19 protein-coding genes are annotated in these 17210 nt (G+C 71.8%); 10 read left to right on the top strand and 9 right to left on the bottom strand.

Features of this window, described 5'->3' with window-relative positions:
* Positions 1-11: 11 nt before the first annotated feature.
* Positions 12-1244, bottom strand: coding sequence for an amino acid ABC transporter substrate-binding protein (locus tag EXE57_RS08395; protein WP_135076316.1), 1233 nt, complete (start codon positions 1242-1244; stop codon positions 12-14).
* Between the two features lie 125 nt (positions 1245-1369).
* Between EXE57_RS08395 and EXE57_RS08390 the strand changes: the two genes are divergently transcribed.
* Genes EXE57_RS08390 through miaB form a run of 3 tightly spaced genes read left to right on the top strand, consistent with a single transcriptional unit; the run spans position 1370 to position 5075 of the window.
* A complete protein-coding gene (locus EXE57_RS08390) occupies positions 1370-2413 on the top strand; it encodes a LacI family DNA-binding transcriptional regulator (RefSeq protein ID WP_135076313.1) in 1044 nt (347 codons plus the stop codon).
* On the top strand, positions 2410-3540 hold the full coding sequence (locus EXE57_RS08385) for a glycerate kinase (protein WP_135076310.1): 1131 nt from the start codon (positions 2410-2412) through the stop codon (positions 3538-3540). The genes EXE57_RS08390 and EXE57_RS08385 overlap by 4 nt, the downstream gene beginning before the upstream one ends.
* A 50-nt stretch (positions 3541-3590) precedes the next feature.
* Entirely contained in the window at positions 3591-5075 is a 1485-nt protein-coding gene (miaB, locus tag EXE57_RS08380) for a tRNA (N6-isopentenyl adenosine(37)-C2)-methylthiotransferase MiaB (protein ID WP_135076307.1), read from the top strand.
* Between the two features lie 53 nt (positions 5076-5128).
* Here the strand turns inward: miaB and EXE57_RS08375 are convergent, their stop codons facing one another.
* From EXE57_RS08375 to EXE57_RS08360, 5 genes are read right to left on the bottom strand one after another with little or no spacing between them, the layout of a single operon-like run.
* Positions 5129-5377, bottom strand: coding sequence for a hypothetical protein (locus EXE57_RS08375; protein ID WP_135076304.1), 249 nt, complete (start codon positions 5375-5377; stop codon positions 5129-5131).
* Positions 5374-5631, bottom strand: coding sequence for a hypothetical protein (locus EXE57_RS08370; protein ID WP_135076301.1), 258 nt, complete (start codon positions 5629-5631; stop codon positions 5374-5376). The genes EXE57_RS08375 and EXE57_RS08370 overlap by 4 nt, the downstream gene beginning before the upstream one ends.
* On the bottom strand, positions 5628-6110 hold the full coding sequence (locus EXE57_RS08365; protein WP_135076298.1) for an NUDIX hydrolase: 483 nt from the start codon (positions 6108-6110) through the stop codon (positions 5628-5630). Before EXE57_RS08365 ends, EXE57_RS08370 begins: the two co-directional genes overlap by 4 nt.
* Entirely contained in the window at positions 6103-6279 is a 177-nt protein-coding gene (locus EXE57_RS19705; RefSeq protein ID WP_167305856.1) for a hypothetical protein, read from the bottom strand. Before EXE57_RS19705 ends, EXE57_RS08365 begins: the two co-directional genes overlap by 8 nt.
* On the bottom strand, positions 6276-6482 hold the full coding sequence (locus EXE57_RS08360) for an antitoxin (RefSeq protein WP_135076295.1): 207 nt from the start codon (positions 6480-6482) through the stop codon (positions 6276-6278). The genes EXE57_RS19705 and EXE57_RS08360 overlap by 4 nt, the downstream gene beginning before the upstream one ends.
* 18 nt (positions 6483-6500) lie before the next feature.
* On the opposite strand from EXE57_RS08360, the gene miaA reads away from it, so the two are divergent.
* From miaA to EXE57_RS08330, 6 genes are all read left to right on the top strand, one after another.
* On the top strand, positions 6501-7400 hold the full coding sequence (miaA, locus tag EXE57_RS08355; RefSeq protein ID WP_208543013.1) for a tRNA (adenosine(37)-N6)-dimethylallyltransferase MiaA: 900 nt from the start codon (positions 6501-6503) through the stop codon (positions 7398-7400).
* Positions 7401-7450: 50 nt separating this feature from the next.
* Entirely contained in the window at positions 7451-8365 is a 915-nt protein-coding gene (locus tag EXE57_RS08350) for a helix-turn-helix domain-containing protein (protein WP_135076292.1), read from the top strand.
* Complete coding sequence (locus EXE57_RS08345) at positions 8362-8925, top strand: dihydrofolate reductase family protein (protein ID WP_135076289.1); 564 nt, start codon at positions 8362-8364, stop codon at positions 8923-8925. Before EXE57_RS08350 ends, EXE57_RS08345 begins: the two co-directional genes overlap by 4 nt.
* 9 nt (positions 8926-8934) lie before the next feature.
* The gene (locus EXE57_RS08340; RefSeq protein WP_135076286.1) at positions 8935-9588 is read left to right on the top strand and encodes a pyridoxamine 5'-phosphate oxidase family protein; all 654 of its coding nucleotides are present in this window, start codon (positions 8935-8937) and stop codon (positions 9586-9588) included.
* Entirely contained in the window at positions 9581-10357 is a 777-nt protein-coding gene (gene dapF, locus EXE57_RS08335) for a diaminopimelate epimerase (RefSeq protein WP_135076281.1), read from the top strand. Before EXE57_RS08340 ends, dapF begins: the two co-directional genes overlap by 8 nt.
* 241 nt (positions 10358-10598) lie before the next feature.
* On the top strand, positions 10599-11375 hold the full coding sequence (locus tag EXE57_RS08330; RefSeq protein WP_135076278.1) for an SDR family NAD(P)-dependent oxidoreductase: 777 nt from the start codon (positions 10599-10601) through the stop codon (positions 11373-11375).
* Between the two features lie 9 nt (positions 11376-11384).
* Here the strand turns inward: EXE57_RS08330 and EXE57_RS08325 are convergent, their stop codons facing one another.
* Entirely contained in the window at positions 11385-11789 is a 405-nt protein-coding gene (locus EXE57_RS08325) for a pilus assembly protein CpaE (RefSeq protein ID WP_208543012.1), read from the bottom strand.
* A 97-nt stretch (positions 11790-11886) separates the two neighbouring features.
* On the opposite strand from EXE57_RS08325, the gene hflX reads away from it, so the two are divergent.
* On the top strand, positions 11887-13374 hold the full coding sequence (gene hflX / locus EXE57_RS08320) for a GTPase HflX (RefSeq protein ID WP_135076274.1): 1488 nt from the start codon (positions 11887-11889) through the stop codon (positions 13372-13374).
* Between the two features lie 69 nt (positions 13375-13443).
* Here the strand turns inward: hflX and EXE57_RS08315 are convergent, their stop codons facing one another.
* Both EXE57_RS08315 and EXE57_RS08310 read right to left on the bottom strand, forming a co-directional pair.
* Positions 13444-15564, bottom strand: coding sequence for a M14 family metallopeptidase (locus EXE57_RS08315; RefSeq protein ID WP_135076271.1), 2121 nt, complete (start codon positions 15562-15564; stop codon positions 13444-13446).
* 112 nt (positions 15565-15676) lie between these two features.
* Complete coding sequence (locus EXE57_RS08310; protein ID WP_135076268.1) at positions 15677-17146, bottom strand: PhoX family protein; 1470 nt, start codon at positions 17144-17146, stop codon at positions 15677-15679.
* Between the last annotated feature and the right edge of the window lie 64 nt (positions 17147-17210).

The raw sequence follows: 17210 nt of genomic DNA, 5'->3' as shown, positions 1-17210 counted from the left end.
GCGGAGCCGGGTCACCAGGCAGGCTTGTCGGCGATGAAGTCGGCCTCGGCGCTCTCCTCGGGGAGCACGATCCTGATCTCGCCGTCGACGTACTGCTGGATGAGGTGGGCACCCTGCGGGCGGCCCTCGGCGTCCCAGGTGAGCGGACCCACGACGGTGTCGACCTCGTTGTCGCGCAGCCAGTCGACGAGCTGCTGCTGGCACTCGGGGTCGGGGTCGGCGCAGCCGACGGCCTCGACCGCGGCGGCCACGACCTGGCCGGTCGTCCACGCGTTGGCCTCGTCCTCGGCCGGCGGGGTGCCGTTCTTCTCGGTGTAGAAGTCGACGAACTCCTTGTTCGACTCGTACGGCGCCGCCGGCGTGTAGCCGGTGGGGGAGAGGATCCCCTCGGTCTTGTCGCCGATCGCCTCGGGGAACTCCGGGTTGGTCGGCGCGGTCGAGAAGGCCGCCATCTTCGGCTGGTAGTCGAGCTGCTGGAGCGCGACGATCAGGTTGACGGCGTCCTGGTACTGGGTGCCGCCGACCACCATGTCGGCGTTGCTGTCGGCGACCTTGGCCGCGATCGAGCCGAAGTCGGTGGTGTTCGGCGGGTAGACCTCGTCGACGACGACCTCGACACCCATCTCCTCGAGCCGGGTCTTCAGGCCGTAGGCGGTGCCCATGGCGAACGGGTCGTCCATCGCGGCGAAGGCTGCGGTCTTGGGACGCTCGGCCTCGGGCATCGCCTCGATGTGGTCGGCGAGGTAGTCGTAGTGGTCGTCGGCGACGGCGGGCGCTGCGTAGAAGAGGTTGTCGAAGCCCTGCGTGAAGACCTCCTCGGCGGCGCCGGCCGGCTCCACGAAGAGGAAGCCGTAGTCCTGGGCCACCTGGGCGGCGGGCACCACGAGGCGGGTCGAGAAGGGACCGAAGACGAGGTCGACGCCGTCCTGGTTGATGAGCTTCTCGTAGTCGGCGGCGACGCGGTCGGCGCTGGACTGGTCGTCGAGGATCTCGAGCTCGACCTGCTTGCCGAGGAGGCCGCCGTTCTCGTTGACGTGGTCGGCCCAGGCCTCGTAGCCGCGCTGCACGCCCTTGCCGGGCTCGGAGAAGTCACCCGTGAGCGGGAGCGAGATGCCGATCGTGATCGTGTCGTCGTCACTGCCCTCGGTCCCGTCGGCTCCCGAGCTCATGCAGCCGGTCAGCGTGAGGATGGCCGCGCTGGCGAGCGCGGTGAGGCGGACGGGGGTCGTGCTGCGTAGCTTCATGTCGCTCCCTCGGTCTGATGCGAAAGCGCTTACGTAAGCGCTTTCGGGTACTGTAGGCACGACGGACCGCCTGTGGCAAGGGTCACACTGGAACCAGTCCGACCGGGGACCCTCGAGGAGGTGCGATGACGGGACTGCGCGAAGAGCGTCGGGGCTCGCTACGGCTGCAGGACGTGGCCGAGGCCGCCGGGGTGTCGATCGCGACCGCCTCCCGCAGCCTCTCGGGTGCCAGCGGCGTCAGCGAGTCGGTGGCCGAGCGCGTGCGTGACGTCGCCCGTTCGCTGGGCTACGTCGCCAACGTCCACGCCCGCAGCCTCGCCGCCGGCACGTCACGGTCGGTCGGGCTGGTGGTCCACGAGATCGGTGACCCGTACTTCTCCGAGATCGCCAGCGGCGTGCTCCATGTCGCGGCGCCGGCCGGGCTGACGGTGCAGATCTGCCACTCCGGCCGGGACCCGGAGCGTGAGCTCGAGCAGATCCGCACCCTGGTCGCGAGCCGGGTCGGCGCCATCATCGTGGCGGGGTCCGGGTTCGTGGACCCGGCCGTGCAGGCCGGCGCCAAGGCCGACCTCCAGGCCTTCCGGGCCCACGGCGGCCGGGTCGCGGTGATCGGTCGCCACCACCTCGGCGTCGACGCGGTGCTGCCCGACAACCGCGCCGGTGGCCGGGCGGTGGCCGAGCACCTGCTCGGTCTGGGCCACCGCCGGATCGCGGTCGTGACCGGCTCCCGCATGCTGACGACGGTCGCCGACCGGCTGGCCGGGGTCGAGGAGGCCGTGACCGCGGCGGGGCTGCGCTTCGCCGACGTGCCGGTCGTCGAGGCCGAGTTCACCCGCCAGGGGGGCAAGCAGGCCGCTGAGCAGATCATCGCCGAGCACCCCGACGTGACGGCCGTGCTGGCGCTCAACGACGACATGGCGATCGGCGTGCTCTCCGTGCTGCGGTCGCGCGGGGTCCCGGTCCCGGAGAGCGTCTCGGTGGTCGGCTTCGACGATGTCGCCGTGGCGCAGGATCTGGCACCCTCACTGACCACCGTCCGCCTGCCCATGGTGGAGATGGGAGAGAAGGCCTTGCAGCTGGCACTCGCCGACCCGTCGGCCCGCCCCCGACGCCGCCGCGTCGGCCACGAGCTCGTGGTCCGCGACTCGACCGCGCCCCCGCCCGCGTGAGCGGCGCGCCGCGGGTGCTCCTGGCACCCGACAAGTTCAAGGGATCGCTCGCTGCCTCGGGGGTCGCCGACGCGGTCGGCCGGGGCATCCGGTCCGTCCTGCCGGGGGTCGAGGTCGTGGCGCTGCCGGTGGCCGACGGGGGCGACGGCACCCTCGACGCGGCGCTGGCGGCCGGCTTCGACCGGGTGCCCGTGACGGTCGCGGGGCCGACCGGTGAGCCGGTGGCGACGGCGTACGCCCGGCGCGGGAGCGTTGCGGTCGTCGAGATGGCCGATGCCTGCGGCCTGGTCCGGCTGCCCGGCGACATCCCCGCGCCCCTGACCGCGTCGTCGGCCGGTCTCGGCGAGGTGGTGCGCGCTGCCCTGGATGCCGGGTGCGACGAGCTGGTCCTGGGGATCGGTGGCAGTGCCAGCACCGACGGCGGGGCCGGGATGCTGGCCGCCCTCGGCGTACGGCTGCTCGACGACGAGGGCAACGCGCTCCCGGCGGGCGGGGGCGCGCTCGCCGACCTCGCTTCCGTCGACCTGTCCGGGCTGCACCCGGCGGCCGAGAAGGCGCGCTTCGTGGTGGCCTGCGACGTCGACAACCCGCTGCTCGGGCCGAAGGGCGCGGCCGCCGTCTACGGCCCGCAGAAGGGCGCCTCTCCCGACGAGGTCGCCTCCCTCGACGACGCCCTCGAGCGGCTGGCCGACGTGGTCGCCTCCGCCCTGGGCGCCGACCACCGGGCCGAGGCCGGCGCGGGCGCCGCCGGTGGGGTCGGCTTCGCGGCGCTGGCGCTGCTCGACGCGACCCTCCGACCGGGCATCGACCTGATGCTCGACCTGGTCGGCTTCGATGCCCACGTGCCCGGCAGCACCCTGGTGGTCACCGGGGAGGGCGCGCTCGACGCCCAGAGCCTGCACGGCAAGGCCCCCGTCGGGGTCGCGCGCCGGGCGGTCGCCGCCGGTGTGCCCGTCGTCGCGGTCTGCGGCCACCGGGCGCTCGGGGCCGAGGAGCTGCGCGCTGCCGGGATCGGGGCGGCGTACGCCCTGCTCGACCTCGAGCCGGACGTCGAGACCTGCATCCGCGAGCCGGCCCCGCTGCTGGCGCGTCTCGGCGAGCAGATCGCCCACGAGCACCTGTCCTGACACCGACGGATTCCGGGCCGGGACCCCACGCGCCGTACCCTTGACCGGTCATGGTCGAACAGCGCACGTACGAGGTCCGCACCTACGGGTGCCAGATGAACGTCCACGACTCCGAGCGGCTCACCGGGCTGCTGGAGGACGCCGGCTACGCCCCGTTCAGGCCTGCCCCCGACGGCGAGCCGGCTGAGCATCCTGACGTGGTCGTCTTCAACACCTGTGCCGTGCGCGAGAACGCCGACAACCGGCTCTACGGCAACCTCGGCCACCTCGCCCCCGTGAAGGCGAAGAAGCCGGGCATGCAGATCGCCGTCGGCGGCTGCCTGGCCCAGAAGGACCGCTCGACCATCGTGGAGAAGGCGCCCTGGGTCGACGTGGTCTTCGGCACCCACAACATCGGCTCGCTGCCCGCCCTGCTCGACCGCGCCCGCGCGCAGGAGGAGGCGCAGGTCGAGATCCTCGAGTCGCTCGAGGTCTTCCCGTCGACGCTGCCGACCAAGCGGGAGTCGGCGTACGCCGCCTGGGTCTCGATCTCCGTCGGGTGCAACAACACCTGCACGTTCTGCATCGTCCCGTCGCTGCGCGGCAAGGAGAAGGACCGCCGGCCCGGCGACGTGCTCGCCGAGATCCGCGCGCTGGTGGCCGAGGGCGTCAGCGAGGTCACCCTGCTGGGACAGAACGTCAACAGCTACGGCGTGGAGTTCGGCGACCGGCAGGCCTTCTCCAAGCTGCTGCGCGCCTGCGGGGAGGTCGACGGCCTCGAGCGGGTGCGCTTCACCTCGCCCCACCCGGCCGAGTTCACCGACGACGTGATCGAGGCGATGGCCGAGACGCCCACGGTGATGCCGCAGCTGCACATGCCGCTGCAGTCCGGCTCCGACCGGATGCTGAAGGCGATGCGACGGTCCTACCGCCAGTCGAAGTTCCTCGGCATCATCGAGCGGGTCCGCGCGGCGATGCCCGAGGCGGCGATCACGACCGACATCATCGTCGGCTTCCCCGGCGAGACCGAGGAGGACTTCGAGCAGACGCTGGAGGTCGTCCGGCAGGCCCGCTTCTCGGGCGCCTTCACCTTCATCTACTCCCCGCGCCCCGGCACGCCAGCGGCCACCATGGAGGAGCAGGTGCCACGCGACGTCGTCCAGGCCCGCTACGACCGGCTCACCGGGCTGGTCAACGAGATCGCCTGGGAGGAGAACCAGCGGCTCGTCGGTCGGACCGTCGACCTCCTGGTCGCCGAGGGGGAGGGGCGCAAGGACGCTGCCACCCACCGGCTGTCCGGCCGCGGGCCCGACAACCGCCTGGTCCACTTCACGCCGCCGGCGGACACCCCGCGGCCCGGTGACGTGGTCACGGTCGAGATCTCGTACGCCGCCCCGCACCACCTGGTCGCCGACACCGTCCTCGGCGTGCGGCGTACCCGCTCGGGCGATGCCTGGGAGGCCCGGACAGCGGACCCCGCCCCGGCCTCGGTCGGCCTCGGCATGCCGGCCGTCGGCGTGCCGGCCCCGCTGCCGGACGCTCCGGCCTGTCGATAGCTGACCGCGAAGATCACCGTTTCAGCGCCCAGCTCGATGATTTCCGCGGTCAGCTATCCGTCCGAGCGCGGGTCCTTCGAGGAGTAGCCCGCCTTCGGGTCGAGGCCCTCGGGGTTCTCCTCCTCGGCACCGGGCCGCTGCTCGGGCGGGGCGTCCTCGGTGTCGGGGCGGTCGGGGGTGACGTCGCGGACGCCGTCGGTCCCGGTCTGGCCGGGGCCGGTGGGTCCTTCGCGCTCGCTGCTCACGCCCATGTCGCCCGAGGCGTCGTGGTGGGAGTCGCGGATGTCTCGGGGGTCGCTCACACCGGGTCCTCGTGCTTCGGGTCCTCGCCCTCGTCGTCCTCGGGCTCCTGGGGCTTGTCGTCGAGCTCCCCGATCTCCTCGGGGACGTTGTCCTCGACCCCCGGGTTGTCGTCGGGGTGGAGGTCCCGCGCCAGGTTGTCGTCACCCGCGAACGGGGTGTCCTCGTTGACGGCGTCGGCGCCGCCGGGGTTCTCGATGGGCCGTTCGACCATCGGGTCGGGCATCGGGCCCAGGTTGTTGTCGTCCTCGCTCATGGTGCTCCCTCCACGCTGTCGTGCTTGTCGAAACCGTAGGACACGTACGCTGTCCCTTGCCCGAGCGACGCGATCGCAAACGCCTCGTGCGGCACCATCGGCGACGGCAGTACGTCGACCGGGCACCAGCGCAGCTCCGCACACTTCTCCGGCTCGACGATCCGCGGCTCACCGGTCCAGGCCCGGGCGGTGAAGAAGAAGTCGACCCGCTCGTCGATGGGCTGGTCGTGGGCGGTGCGGTGCATCGTCAGCTCGAACGCGAGGTCGAGGCCCGCGATGCCGAGCTCCTCGGCGGCCTCGCGCCGCGCGGCGTCGTACGCCGTCTCGCCACGCTCCACGTGGCCGGCTGCGGCCGCGGCCCAGTGGTCGTCCATGTAGCCGGTGTTCCGGCGAAGCTGCAGCAGCACCTCGGGCCCGGCCGCTCCCTCGCGCACGAGGTAGACGTAGGACGCCGGGACGACCGTGAAGCGGTCAGTCACTGCCGGCGCCGTCGGAGGGCTGGTCGACCGCTGCCTCGGCGTTCTCCTCCTGCGTCGCGGAGGTGTGCGGGTCGTCCTCCTCGTCGGGGAGGGCGCTGTCGTGCTCGTCCTCCGGGGGCTCGGTCAGGTGGAGCGCCTCGTTGCTCTCCTCGGGGACCGGCTGGGTCACCTGACGTCGCCGTCCTTCTTCCCGTCCAGCTTGTCGAGCGCCTCCTTGGCCTTGGCCTGGCCGGTCCCGATGTGCTGGGAGTACTTGCCCTTGGTCCTCTGGTCGGCCGTGGTGGCCGCCTTGTCGATGCCCTGGGCGATCTTGTCTCCGTGGTCGTCGACGGCCTTCTTCGCCTGCGCCTTGAACTTGTCGAGGAAACTCATGTCTCCGAGACTAGCCCCGTGCCGCAGCCCCTCCCGATCGTCGCCGTCGTCGGTGCGACCGCTGCCGGCAAGACCGGTCTCTCCCTCGACCTCGCCGAACGGCTCGGTGGCGAGGTGGTCAACACCGACGCGATGCAGGTCTACCGCGGCATGGACGTGGGCACCGCCAAGCTGCCGGTCGGCGAGCGCCGTGGCATCGTCCACCACCTGCTCGACACCCACGACGTCTCCGAGCCCGTGAGCGTGGCGGACTTCCAGGCGGAGGCCCGCGCCGTCATCGAGCAGCTGCGCGGGCGCGGGGTGGTCCCGGTGCTGGTCGGCGGCTCCGCGCTCTACACGCGCGCGGTCCTCGACCGTTTCGAGTTCCCGGGCACGGACCCGGCGCTGCGGAGGCGGCTGGAGGAGGACCTCGACGCCGTCGGCGTCGCGGCGATGCACGTGCGGTTGACCGAGGTCGACCCCGACGCCGCCGCGCGGATCCTGCCCGACAACGCCCGCCGGATCGTCCGCGCGCTGGAGGTCGTGGAGCTGACCGGGCGCTCGTTCACCGCGAGCCTGCCTCGGCTGGAGTACCTCGACCCGATGACCGTCCAGATCGGCGTGACCATCGACCGGCCGACGCTCGACGACCGGATCGCCGCCCGCGTCCGCCGGATGTACGGCGACGGGCTGGTCGAGGAGGTCGCCCGGCTCGGACCGCTCGGACCGACCGCCGCGACGGCGATCGGCTACCGGCAGGCGACGGCCCACCTCGCGGGGGAGCTGACGCTGGAGGAGGCGATCGAGCAGACGACGACCGCCACCCGCCGGTTCGCCCGGCGCCAGGAGTCGTGGTGGCGCAAGGACCCCCGGATCACCTGGGTCGACCACGACGACCCGGACCGGGTCGAGCGAGCGGTCGCCGCCGTCCGGGGCTGAGCGCAAGATCGGTCGGGCGCGGCCAGCCGCCCGGGAGCAGGATGGGTCCCATGACCGACACCGGCCGGGACCGACTCCGGGAGCTGCTCGACGCCGTCCTCGACGACGAGCACCACTCGCTCGGGGAGATGGCGGGCGGGGCGTACGCGTCGCCGTACCACTTCAGCCGGCTGCTCTCGCGCGACGCCGGCGAGCCGCCTGTGGCGATGCGGCGGCGCGTGATGCTCGAACGGGCGGCGTGGCAGCTGGGCCACGGCTCGTCGGTCACCGACGCCGCGTTCGAGGCCGGCTACGAGTCGGTCGAGGGGTTCAGCCGCGCGTTCGCCAGGGCGTACGGACACCTGCCGAGCGACGTGACACCCGGTGGCAGCTGGCTGCCGGCGCCCAACGGCATCCACTTCCACCCGCCCACCTCGCTGTGGGTCCACTCCGGGGAGCGCACCATGACCGGTCCACTCGACCACCTCGTCCACCACGACCTCGACGACACCCGTGACCTCCTCGAGGCCGCCAAGCAGCTGCCGGACGCCGACTACCGGGAGGTGGTCCGGCCGGGACAGGTGGTGCTGTCCTTCGACGGAGCCGACGAGTCGCTCGCGCAGCTGCTGCAGCACCAGGTGTTCACGAAGGAGGTCTGGCTGGCCGCGATCCTCGGGGAGGACTTCCCGCCGGCGGGCGCGGACGACCCGGGTGGACTGATCGAGCGGCAGGAGGCCGTCGCCGGCCGGTGGCTGGCGATGCTGCGCGACATGGAGCGGCGCGACGCCTGGGACGACCGGATCGTCGACGCTCTCTGCGACCCGCCGGAGAGCTTCGTGCTCGGCTCGATCGTGGCCCACGTCCTCACCTTCGGCGCCCACCGGCGCCAGCTCGCGCGGGCGATGCTGCGCGAGCGTGGCCTCGACGTCGGGGGCGGCGACCCGATCGACTGGCTGGCCCGTCGTCACCAGGAGCAGGAGGCATGAGCACGATCTACTACACCGCGACCACGCTCGACGGCTACCTCGCCGACGAGGAGGACTCGCTCCACTGGCTCTTCAAGCAGGACCAGGACAAGGACGGCGCGTTCTCCTACGAGGAGTTCATCGCCGGGGTCGGCGCGGTCTGCATGGGGTCCACGACGTACGAGTGGGTGCTCCCTCACCTCACCGACGGCTGGGTCTACGAGCAGCCCTCCTGGGTGTTCACCACCCGCGACCTGCCCCGGGTCGAGGGTGACGTCCGGTTCGTGCAGGGCGACGTCCGGCCGGTGCACGAGCAGATGGTGGCGGCGGCGGACGGCAAGGACGTCTGGGTGGTCGGCGGGGGAGACCTGGCGGCGCAGTTCGCCGAGGCGGGGTTGCTCGACCGGCTGCTGCTCAGCGTCGCGCCGGTGACGCTCGGAGCGGGCCGTCCCCTGTTCCCGCGCCCCTTCGACCTGCGGCTGGTCGAGATGGCGCGCAACGGCGCCTTCGCCTGCCTGACCTACGACGTGGTCGGCCCGCTCGAACGCGGACCGGACGACCCCGGATCGCTCACGCCCTAAACTGCGGTCGTGACCACCGCGCCCGACCACGTCGACACCTGGACCGAGATCGGCTCCGTCGACGAGCTCGTCGGCCTCCTCGGCGAGCCGGGGGAGCGGGCAGCGACCAAGGCCCGCCCGGCGCTGCTCGACGTCGACCGCGCCTGGCTGGCGGCCTCGCCGTTCTGCGTGATGGCGACCGCCGACGCCGACGGCCGCTGCGACGCCTCGCCCAAGGGCGACCCGGCGGGACAGCTGGTGCACGTGATCGACGACCGCACCATCGCGCTGGCCGAGCGGCCCGGCAACCGCCGCGCCGACGGCTACCGCAACATCCTCGCCAACCCGTACGTCGGCCTGAACTTCCTCATCCCCGGTCGCGGGGACACCCTCCGCGTCAACGGCCGGGCCCGGCTGGTCAGCGACGCACCCTTCTTCGACGAGATGGTGGTGAAGGGGCACCGGCCGCTGCTGGCCGTGGTCGTCGAGATCGAGGAGCTGTTCTTCCACTGCGCCAAGGCGTTCCTCCGGTCGGGGCTGTGGAAGCCGGAGACCTGGGACCCCGAGGCAGCGGTGCCCCGTCGTGCGGTGATCGCCGCCGAGGTCGAGCCGGCCGGGATGACCGTCGAGCAGCTCGACGACTACTACCGGCCCGAGAACTACGCGCGCGGTCTCTATGGCTGAGTACTCCTTCCACAAGGGGCACGGCACCGAGAACGACTTCGTGATCGTGCCCGCCGAGGTCGAGCTGTCGCCGGAGCGGGTGCGCGCGCTCTGCGACCGTCGCGCCGGCATCGGCGGCGACGGCGTGATCCGGGCGGTGCGCGAGGACGGCCGGTGGTTCATGGACTACCGCAACTCCGACGGCTCGACCAGCGAGATGTGCGGCAACGGCATCCGGCTCTTCGCCCGCTACCTCCACGAGGTCGAGGGGGAGCCGTTCCCCATGGACGTCGGCAGCCGCGACGGGGTCAAGACGCTGACCTGTGACGACGAGGGGCTGGTGACCGTCGACATGGGGGTGCCCCGCGTCCTCGACCAGACGGTGGTCGGCGTCGACGGCCGCTCGTGGCCGGCGACCCACGTCGACATGGGCAACCCGCACGCGGTCGCCTTCGTCGACGACCTCGCCGACGCGGGCACGCTGCTCGACCCTCCCGACCACGACGCGGGCACCTATCCCGAGGGCGTCAACGTCGAGTTCGTCGTACGCCGGGGCGAGCGCCACGTCGCGATGCGGGTGCACGAGCGCGGCTCCGGGGAGACCCGGTCGTGCGGCACCGGCGCCTGTGCGGTGATGGTGGCGGCAGCGGTGGCCGACGGGCTCGGCCCGGGCACGGCCTACCGGGTCGACGTCCCGGGCGGCACCCTGACCGTGACCTGGACCACGGACGAGCGGGTGCTGCTCACCGGCCCCGCGGTGATCGTGGCCCGGGGCACCACCTCGCTCTGAGGGGTCTCGAGGCTCGTCGCTGGCGCTCCTCGCACCTCGACCTCCGGTACCGGCGCGGCGCCTGGCCCGCCGAGGTGCGAAGGCCGTGGTGTCTCGGAGGTCGAGGTGCGAAGGCCGTGACGTCGGAGGTCGAGGTGCGAAGGCCGGCAGGGCCTGAGCCTCGAGACCCCCGCACCCGGACGCGGCGGCGACCCCCGCACCGATGCGCGGTCCCGCCGGGCCCCTCGATAACGTCTGCCGCATGGACATCAACGGAGCAGCAGCGATCGTCACCGGCGGCGCCTCGGGCATCGGCGCGGCCGTGGCCCGCCGCCTCGCCGACCGGGGTGCGCGGGTCCTCGTGGCGGACCTGCAGGCCGACAAGGGCGAGGAGCTCGCGGCCGAGATCGGCGGCATGTTCGTCTCCGTCGACGTCACCGACACGGAGCAGGTCCGGACCGCGGTCGACCAGGCCGTCGAGCTGGGCCCGCTGCGGGTGCTGGTCAACTCCGCCGGCATCGGCTGGGCGCAGCGCACCATCGGCCGCGACGGCGAGTACGACTCCGCCCACGACCTCGACGCCTTCCGCAAGGTCGTGGCCATCAACCTGATCGGGTCCTTCGACGCGATCCGGCAGGCCGCGACGCAGATGGCGCGGCTCGACCCCACCGCCTCGGGCGACCGCGGCGCGATCGTCAACATCGCCTCAGTCGCGGCGTTCGACGGCCAGATCGGCCAGGCGGCGTACGCAGCGTCCAAGGGCGGCCTGGTCGGCCTCACCCTGCCGGTCGCGCGCGACCTCTCCGCCGCCGCGATCCGCCTCAACACGGTCGCCCCCGGCCTGATCGAGACCCCGATCTACGACTTCGCGCCCGACCCGGAGGCGTTCAAGGAGCAGCTCGGCCAGAGCGTGCTGCACCCCAAGCGGCTCGGCACCCCCGAGGAGCTCGCCTCGATGGTGCTCGAGTGCCTCACGAACTCCTACATGAACGCCGAGACGATCCGCGTCGACGGCGGGATCCGGATGCCTCCGAAGTAGCCCGGCCCGTCAGCCGAGGAGCGGGTCACCCGCGAGCAGTGCCGCGGCGTAGGCCGACTCGACGTCCTCGTCCGCGAAGGACGTCCCGTCGGCGAGGGTGACGACGAACCGGTCGCCGTCACGGGTGAGGGACGCGAAGGCCGGTCCCAGCAGGGTGCGGAGCTGGTGCTCCCAGGGGAGCCACAGCACCTCCTCCGCGGGAATGCTGTCGAGGGCCCACTCGGTCGTGCCGTTGAAGTGCACCAGCCGGCCGGTGGGGAGGTGCTCGACCTCGATCGTCATGTCGGCGACCACGAAGACGTCGTCGATGTCGCGGCCGGGGATCACGAACCGGTCGCCGGCGGTCGGCTCCCAGTGGCGGCCCTGCGACCGCAGCAGGTGGTCGAGCCGTTCGGCGACGTGGGCGGTGATCACGTCACCATCATGCCCGCGCGGAATCCTGCGCCCCGCCGGGGCGTTGTGCTGATAACGAGTCGCGCCGGGCGGCTCTGCTGCTTACGCTGAGAGGCACATGACGAACGCACCTGACTTCAGTCTCGACGCCGAGCTCGAGGAGACCGCCGACTGGGAGGACGACTCCCCGTTCGAGAGCGGGTACGCCGACGAGCCCGACCCCGAGGAGACCGCGACCCTCACGACCGGCGCCCAGGACCTGGCCGAGCGGCACGCCCTGCGCCGCGTCGCCGGCCTGTCCACTGAGCTCGAGGACATCACCGAGGTCGAGTACCGCCAGCTCCGCCTGGAGCGCGTGGTGCTCGTCGGCGTGTGGACCGAGGGCACCGTCGAGGACGCCGACAACTCCCTCGCCGAGCTGGCGCTGCTGGCCGAGACCGCCGGCTCCCAGGTCCTCGAGGCCCTCTACCAGCGCCGCTCCAAGCCCGACCCCGCGACCTACATCGGCCGCGGCAAGGTCGACGCGATGCGGGAGATCGTGCAGGCCACCGGCGCCGACACTGTCATCTGCGACGGTGAGCTCGCGCCCAGCCAGCTGCGCAACCTCGAGGACCGGCTCAAGGTCAAGGTCGTGGACCGGACCGCGCTGATCCTCGACATCTTCGCCCAGCACGCGAAGTCGCGGGAGGGCCAGGCCCAGGTCGAGCTCGCCCAGCTGAGCTACATGAAGCAGCGGCTCCGCGGCTGGGGTGGCAACCTCTCCCGCCAGGCCGGTGGCCGGGTCGGGGCCGACGGTGGCGGCATCGGTGGCCGTGGTCCCGGTGAGACGAAGATCGAGACCGACCGGCGCCGGATCAACACCAAGATCGCCAAGCTGCGCCGCGAGCTCAAGGAGATGAAGGGCACCCGCGACACCAAGCGGGCCGAGCGGCGCCGCCACCAGATCCCCAGCGTCTCGATCGCCGGCTACACCAACGCGGGCAAGTCCAGCCTGCTCAACCGGCTGACCGACGCGGGTGTGCTCGTCGAGGACTCGCTGTTCGCGACGCTCGACCCGACGACCCGGCGTACGACCACCGCCGACGGCCGGGTCTACACGATGAGCGACACGGTCGGCTTCGTCCGGCACCTGCCCCACCAGCTCGTGGAGGCGTTCCGCTCGACGCTGGAGGAGGTGGCCGACTCCGACCTCGTCCTCCACGTCGTCGACGGCTCCCACCCCGACCCCGAGGGCCAGCTGGCCGCGGTCCGGGAGGTCTTCGCCGAGATCGGCGCCACGGGCGTGCCCGAGCTGGTCGTCATCAACAAGGCCGACCTCGCCGACCCGATGGTGCTGGCGCGGCTGCAGGCGCGCGAGCCCCACAGCGTGGTGGTCAGCGCGAAGACCGGTGAGGGCGTCGCGCAGGCGCTCGCCGCGGTCGAGGCCGAGCTGCCGCGTCCCGACGTCGAGTTCGAGGCGCTGCTGCCGTACGCGCGGGGCGACCTCATCGACCGGCTGCACCGCCACGGCGAGATCGACGCGCTCGAGCACACCGCCGACGGCACCCGGGTGTCCGGCCGGGCGAACGCCGACCTGGCCGGTGAGCTGTCGGCGTACGCGCTCTGACCGACTGAGATGCCCACGGGGGCGGTGCCGGACGGCACCGCCCCCGTGGGGTCCTTCAGCGAGCCTTGTTCAGCGACGACGCTTGCGCGTCACGCAGGCGTTGCCCACGTTGACCGTCTCGCCGCGGTCGACGATGACCTCACGGCTGCTGACGATCTTGTTGCGCCGGGTGCAGGTCAGCTGCCAGGCCTCCTTGATCCCGCTGTACTGCGGGGGCTCGGGGCTCTGGAAGGTGACCTCGCCGGTCCAGTCGTGCTCGGCGTCGCCGCCCGCGTAGTTGTTCGCCACGACGGTGTACGTGCCCGGCACCGGGTCAGGGATCGTGACGACCTCCGGGTTGGCCAGCGTCGCGCCCGAGCCCACGGTCTCACCGTCGGGACCCTCGATGAAGAAGTCCCAGTCGTACGCCTCGGCGTCGTCGCTGGGCCACTCGAAGGAGACCGTCGCGAAGCCGTTGTCGGCCTCGGGCAGCCCCGTCACCTCGAAGGTCGTCTCCTCCACGCCGCCGACGGCAGGCACGCCGTCGGGGTTGGTGAGGGCGATGTCGCCCTGCGGGGGAGCCTCGGGGTCACGGCCGTAGCGACCCACGACCAGCGGGCGCGTGGACGGGTTGACGTCCATGGTGAAGCGACCGCCGTCGGAGGCGTAGCGGTTGGTGAGGGTGTCCTCGTAGTAGATCTGCGCACCCGTGGAGCCGTCGGGCTGGATCACCGGTGAGGTCGGCGAGATGTGGGTCTTGCTGACCGTGATCTCGTGGCCCTTGGGTGCCTTGCCCTTGATCACCGAGTGGTGCTCGGGGTTCATCGCCGTCTGTGCCGCGCGGTAGTAGGCGACCCGGTTGCCGCCGGCACCGCCCGCAGCCTCGGTCTGGCCGATGTACTCGTTGACGACCGCGTCCTCGTAGGCCGGGTGGAACCCGTCGGGCCCGATCTCGAAGGTGTAGCCGTAGCCGCCGGTGATCCAGTAGCTCCAGTCCTCGGTCGAGCCCGAGGTGTCGTAGAGCTGGTAGGACGCCTGGCTGGTGTAGCCGTTGGCGGCGGCCATCGAGTCGCCGAGCTCCTTGAGGGCCGGCTCGTCGGGGGCCTTGCCGGTCGACGCGATGGCCGGCGGGCGGAGCACCAGGTTGGAGTAGGTGTGGTTGCTGATCATCATCGTCACGGCCCGGTCGGAGATGAGCTTCCGGATCGCGTCGCTCTCGGGCTCGCTGCCCGGACCGTCGCCGCGGTAGGTGTCGTTGGACCAGTTGGTGCTGGCGCCGCCGCCGCCCCAGAAGCCGGGGTAGTTGCGGTTGAGGTCGGTGCCGCGCAGCCGGCCAGCCGGGTTGTCGTCGCAGGTGCCGCCCCGGTACTGCTCCGGGGTGTTCTCGGAGATCGAGCAGTTCTTGCGCTTCATCTCGTAGTCGAACTGCGAGAAGTCGCCCATCGGGTCGGCGTTGCGCGAGACCTGGAAGCCGTCGACGTTGACGATCGGGACGATGATCAGCCGCAGGCCCTCCATCAGCCGGATCGCGCGCTGGTCCTTGGCGGCGTAGGACTCCAGCATCTCGAAGCCGAACTCGAGGGTGTGCTCGGAGCTGGGCCACTCCCGCGCGTGGTGGGCGCCGAGCAGCAGGAAGACCGGCTTGCCGTCCTTGACGTCGTCGGCGTTCTTGGTGATCTCGAGGCCGTGGATCTCCTCGCCGAGGACGGTCTCGTTCTCGAGCGTGATCGGCTTGGTCAGCCTCGGGTAGCGGTCGGCGAGCATCTCCATGTCGGCGAGGTACTCGTCGTAGGTGCGGTACGACGTCCGGCCGCTGGGCAGCGGGGACTCGTCGACCGAGGCGGCGTACGCCTCGTCCGCCTCGCGCTGGGCCTGCATCTGGGCGCGGAGGTCACGGACCTCGACGTCCCAGCTGAAGCCGGCCTCGCGCAGCGTCTCGGCGTCCTTGTCGCCGTAGAGGACGACCTCGATGCCCTTGCGGTTGGCGTGCTCGGTGGGGTCCAGCCCGAGGGCGAGGACCTGGTTGCGCTTGGCGACGGTGGGTGCGTCGACCATGACGACCTGGACGCGGTCGTCCGGGGCGGCCTGGGACCGGCCGGTCGCCGTGGTGGAGAGGGCGGGTGCCACGAGGGTGGCGGCCAGGGTGGTGGCCAGTGCTCCGCCGAGGACGATCCGTCCGGATCGGCGCGAGCGTGGGCGCGGTAGGTGCATGGTTCCTCCCGGGAAAGCGGCTCCGAACGGCCGCAGGTGTGACTCACACAACAACAACGCCGGGCTGTTGTCGAGAGTGCGGAGCCACGAAATTTCCCGGGAGGACGCCTCCTCAGACGCCGATCGAGCGCCAGGGGCCCCAGATCGCGAACGACATCCCGCGCGAGGCCTGGATGTTCACGAACAGGGTGTGCCCGTCCGGGCTGAACGTCGACCCGGCGAACTCGTCCCCGAAACGTGGCAGGCCGGTCAGGCTGCTGACGAGCCGGTTGAGGGCGATGTCCCACAGCTGGCCGCCCCGCGACAGACCGCGGATGTAGTTGTCGACCGAGCTGTCCTCGCAGACCACCAGGGTGCCGCGCTTGCTGGTGGTGATGTTGTCGGGGGAGTCGAAGGTCTCGTTGGCCTCCGCGTCGTCGACCGGGGCCTGGTAGATCAGCTGCAGCCGCTTCGAGCGGCAGTGGTAGGCCCACACCTGCCCGTTGCCGTTGCCGTAGCCGGCCACGGTGTCGGAGTCGCCCTCGGCGGCTCCGCCGCCCTGGGTGGAGGTGAAGTAGACGACGTTGTCGTCGTAGACCTGGCCCTCGAGCCGCGAGAAGCCGGCCGCACCGAGGGCGCGGCCCTGGTTGGCGACGTAGTTGATCGCCTGGTCGTTGGTCGTCGGGGCGGTCTGGCCGGGCGTGTAGGGGAAGTCGGGGTCGGGGTCCTCGATGTCGACCCAGGTGACCTTGTAGGTCGCCCGCTTGCGCTGGCTCGCCTCGAGGTGCGCGTTGGGCTCGCCCTTCACGGCCAGCATCTGCAGCCGGCCGCCGTCCTCGAGCCGTCCGGTCTTCATCGGGTTGCTCGGCGGGATGTAGCGGTAGAAGCCCGACGGGAAGCCGAAGTTGTCCTCGGTGAGGTAGAGGATGCCGTCGACCGGGTCGAACGACACTGCCTCGTGGGCGAACCTCCCCGCCTTGCGGATCGGCTGCCGGTTGCTCTGGCCGTCGACCGGGACCTCGAAGACGAACCCGTGCGGCTTGGTGAGGGACGTGTTCGGGGAGCCGGTGAAGTCGGGGCCGACGTCGGGGCCGTTGACCGTCTCCTCGCAGGTGATCCACGAGCCCCACGGCATCTCGCCACCGCTGCAGTTGAACATCGTGCCGTTGAGGCTGGTGTAGGCGCTGACCACCTCGCCGAAGGGGGTCACCTCGACCGTGGTGGTGCCGGCGCCGGCCATCGCGTCGTACGGCGTGCCAGGACCGAACGCCGGGGTGACGGGGCTGTTGGTGATCTCGTGGTTGCGGACGAGGATCACGTTGCCGTTGCGGCCCTTGAAGGCGCCCATGCCGTCGTGGCGACCGGGAAGCGCCGTGCCGTCGTCGAGCGTCACCGGCATCTCGGTGTCGTGGAAGGACCGGTAGTGGAAACGCTTCGGCAGGTGCAGCCGGACGGCACCGTCACGTTCGTCCGCCACCGGGAAGAGCCCGACGGCGCTGGCTGGCTTGCGTGCCGAGGCCGGAGCGGCCACGAGGCCGGCGAACGGCCCCCCGACGGCGACGGCAGCGGTGGATCGCAGGACGGTACGACGGTCGACGGACATGGGATTCCCCTCCTGGGCGACTGTGGGCCTTCTCGCCAACCTAGACCCGTGGGAGACGTGCGTC

This window comes from Nocardioides euryhalodurans, assembly GCF_004564375.1.
Lineage (GTDB): Bacteria > Actinomycetota > Actinomycetes > Propionibacteriales > Nocardioidaceae > Nocardioides > Nocardioides euryhalodurans.
Note: the sequence above shows the minus strand (reverse complement) of the source record. Positions and strands in the feature narration are given on the sequence as shown.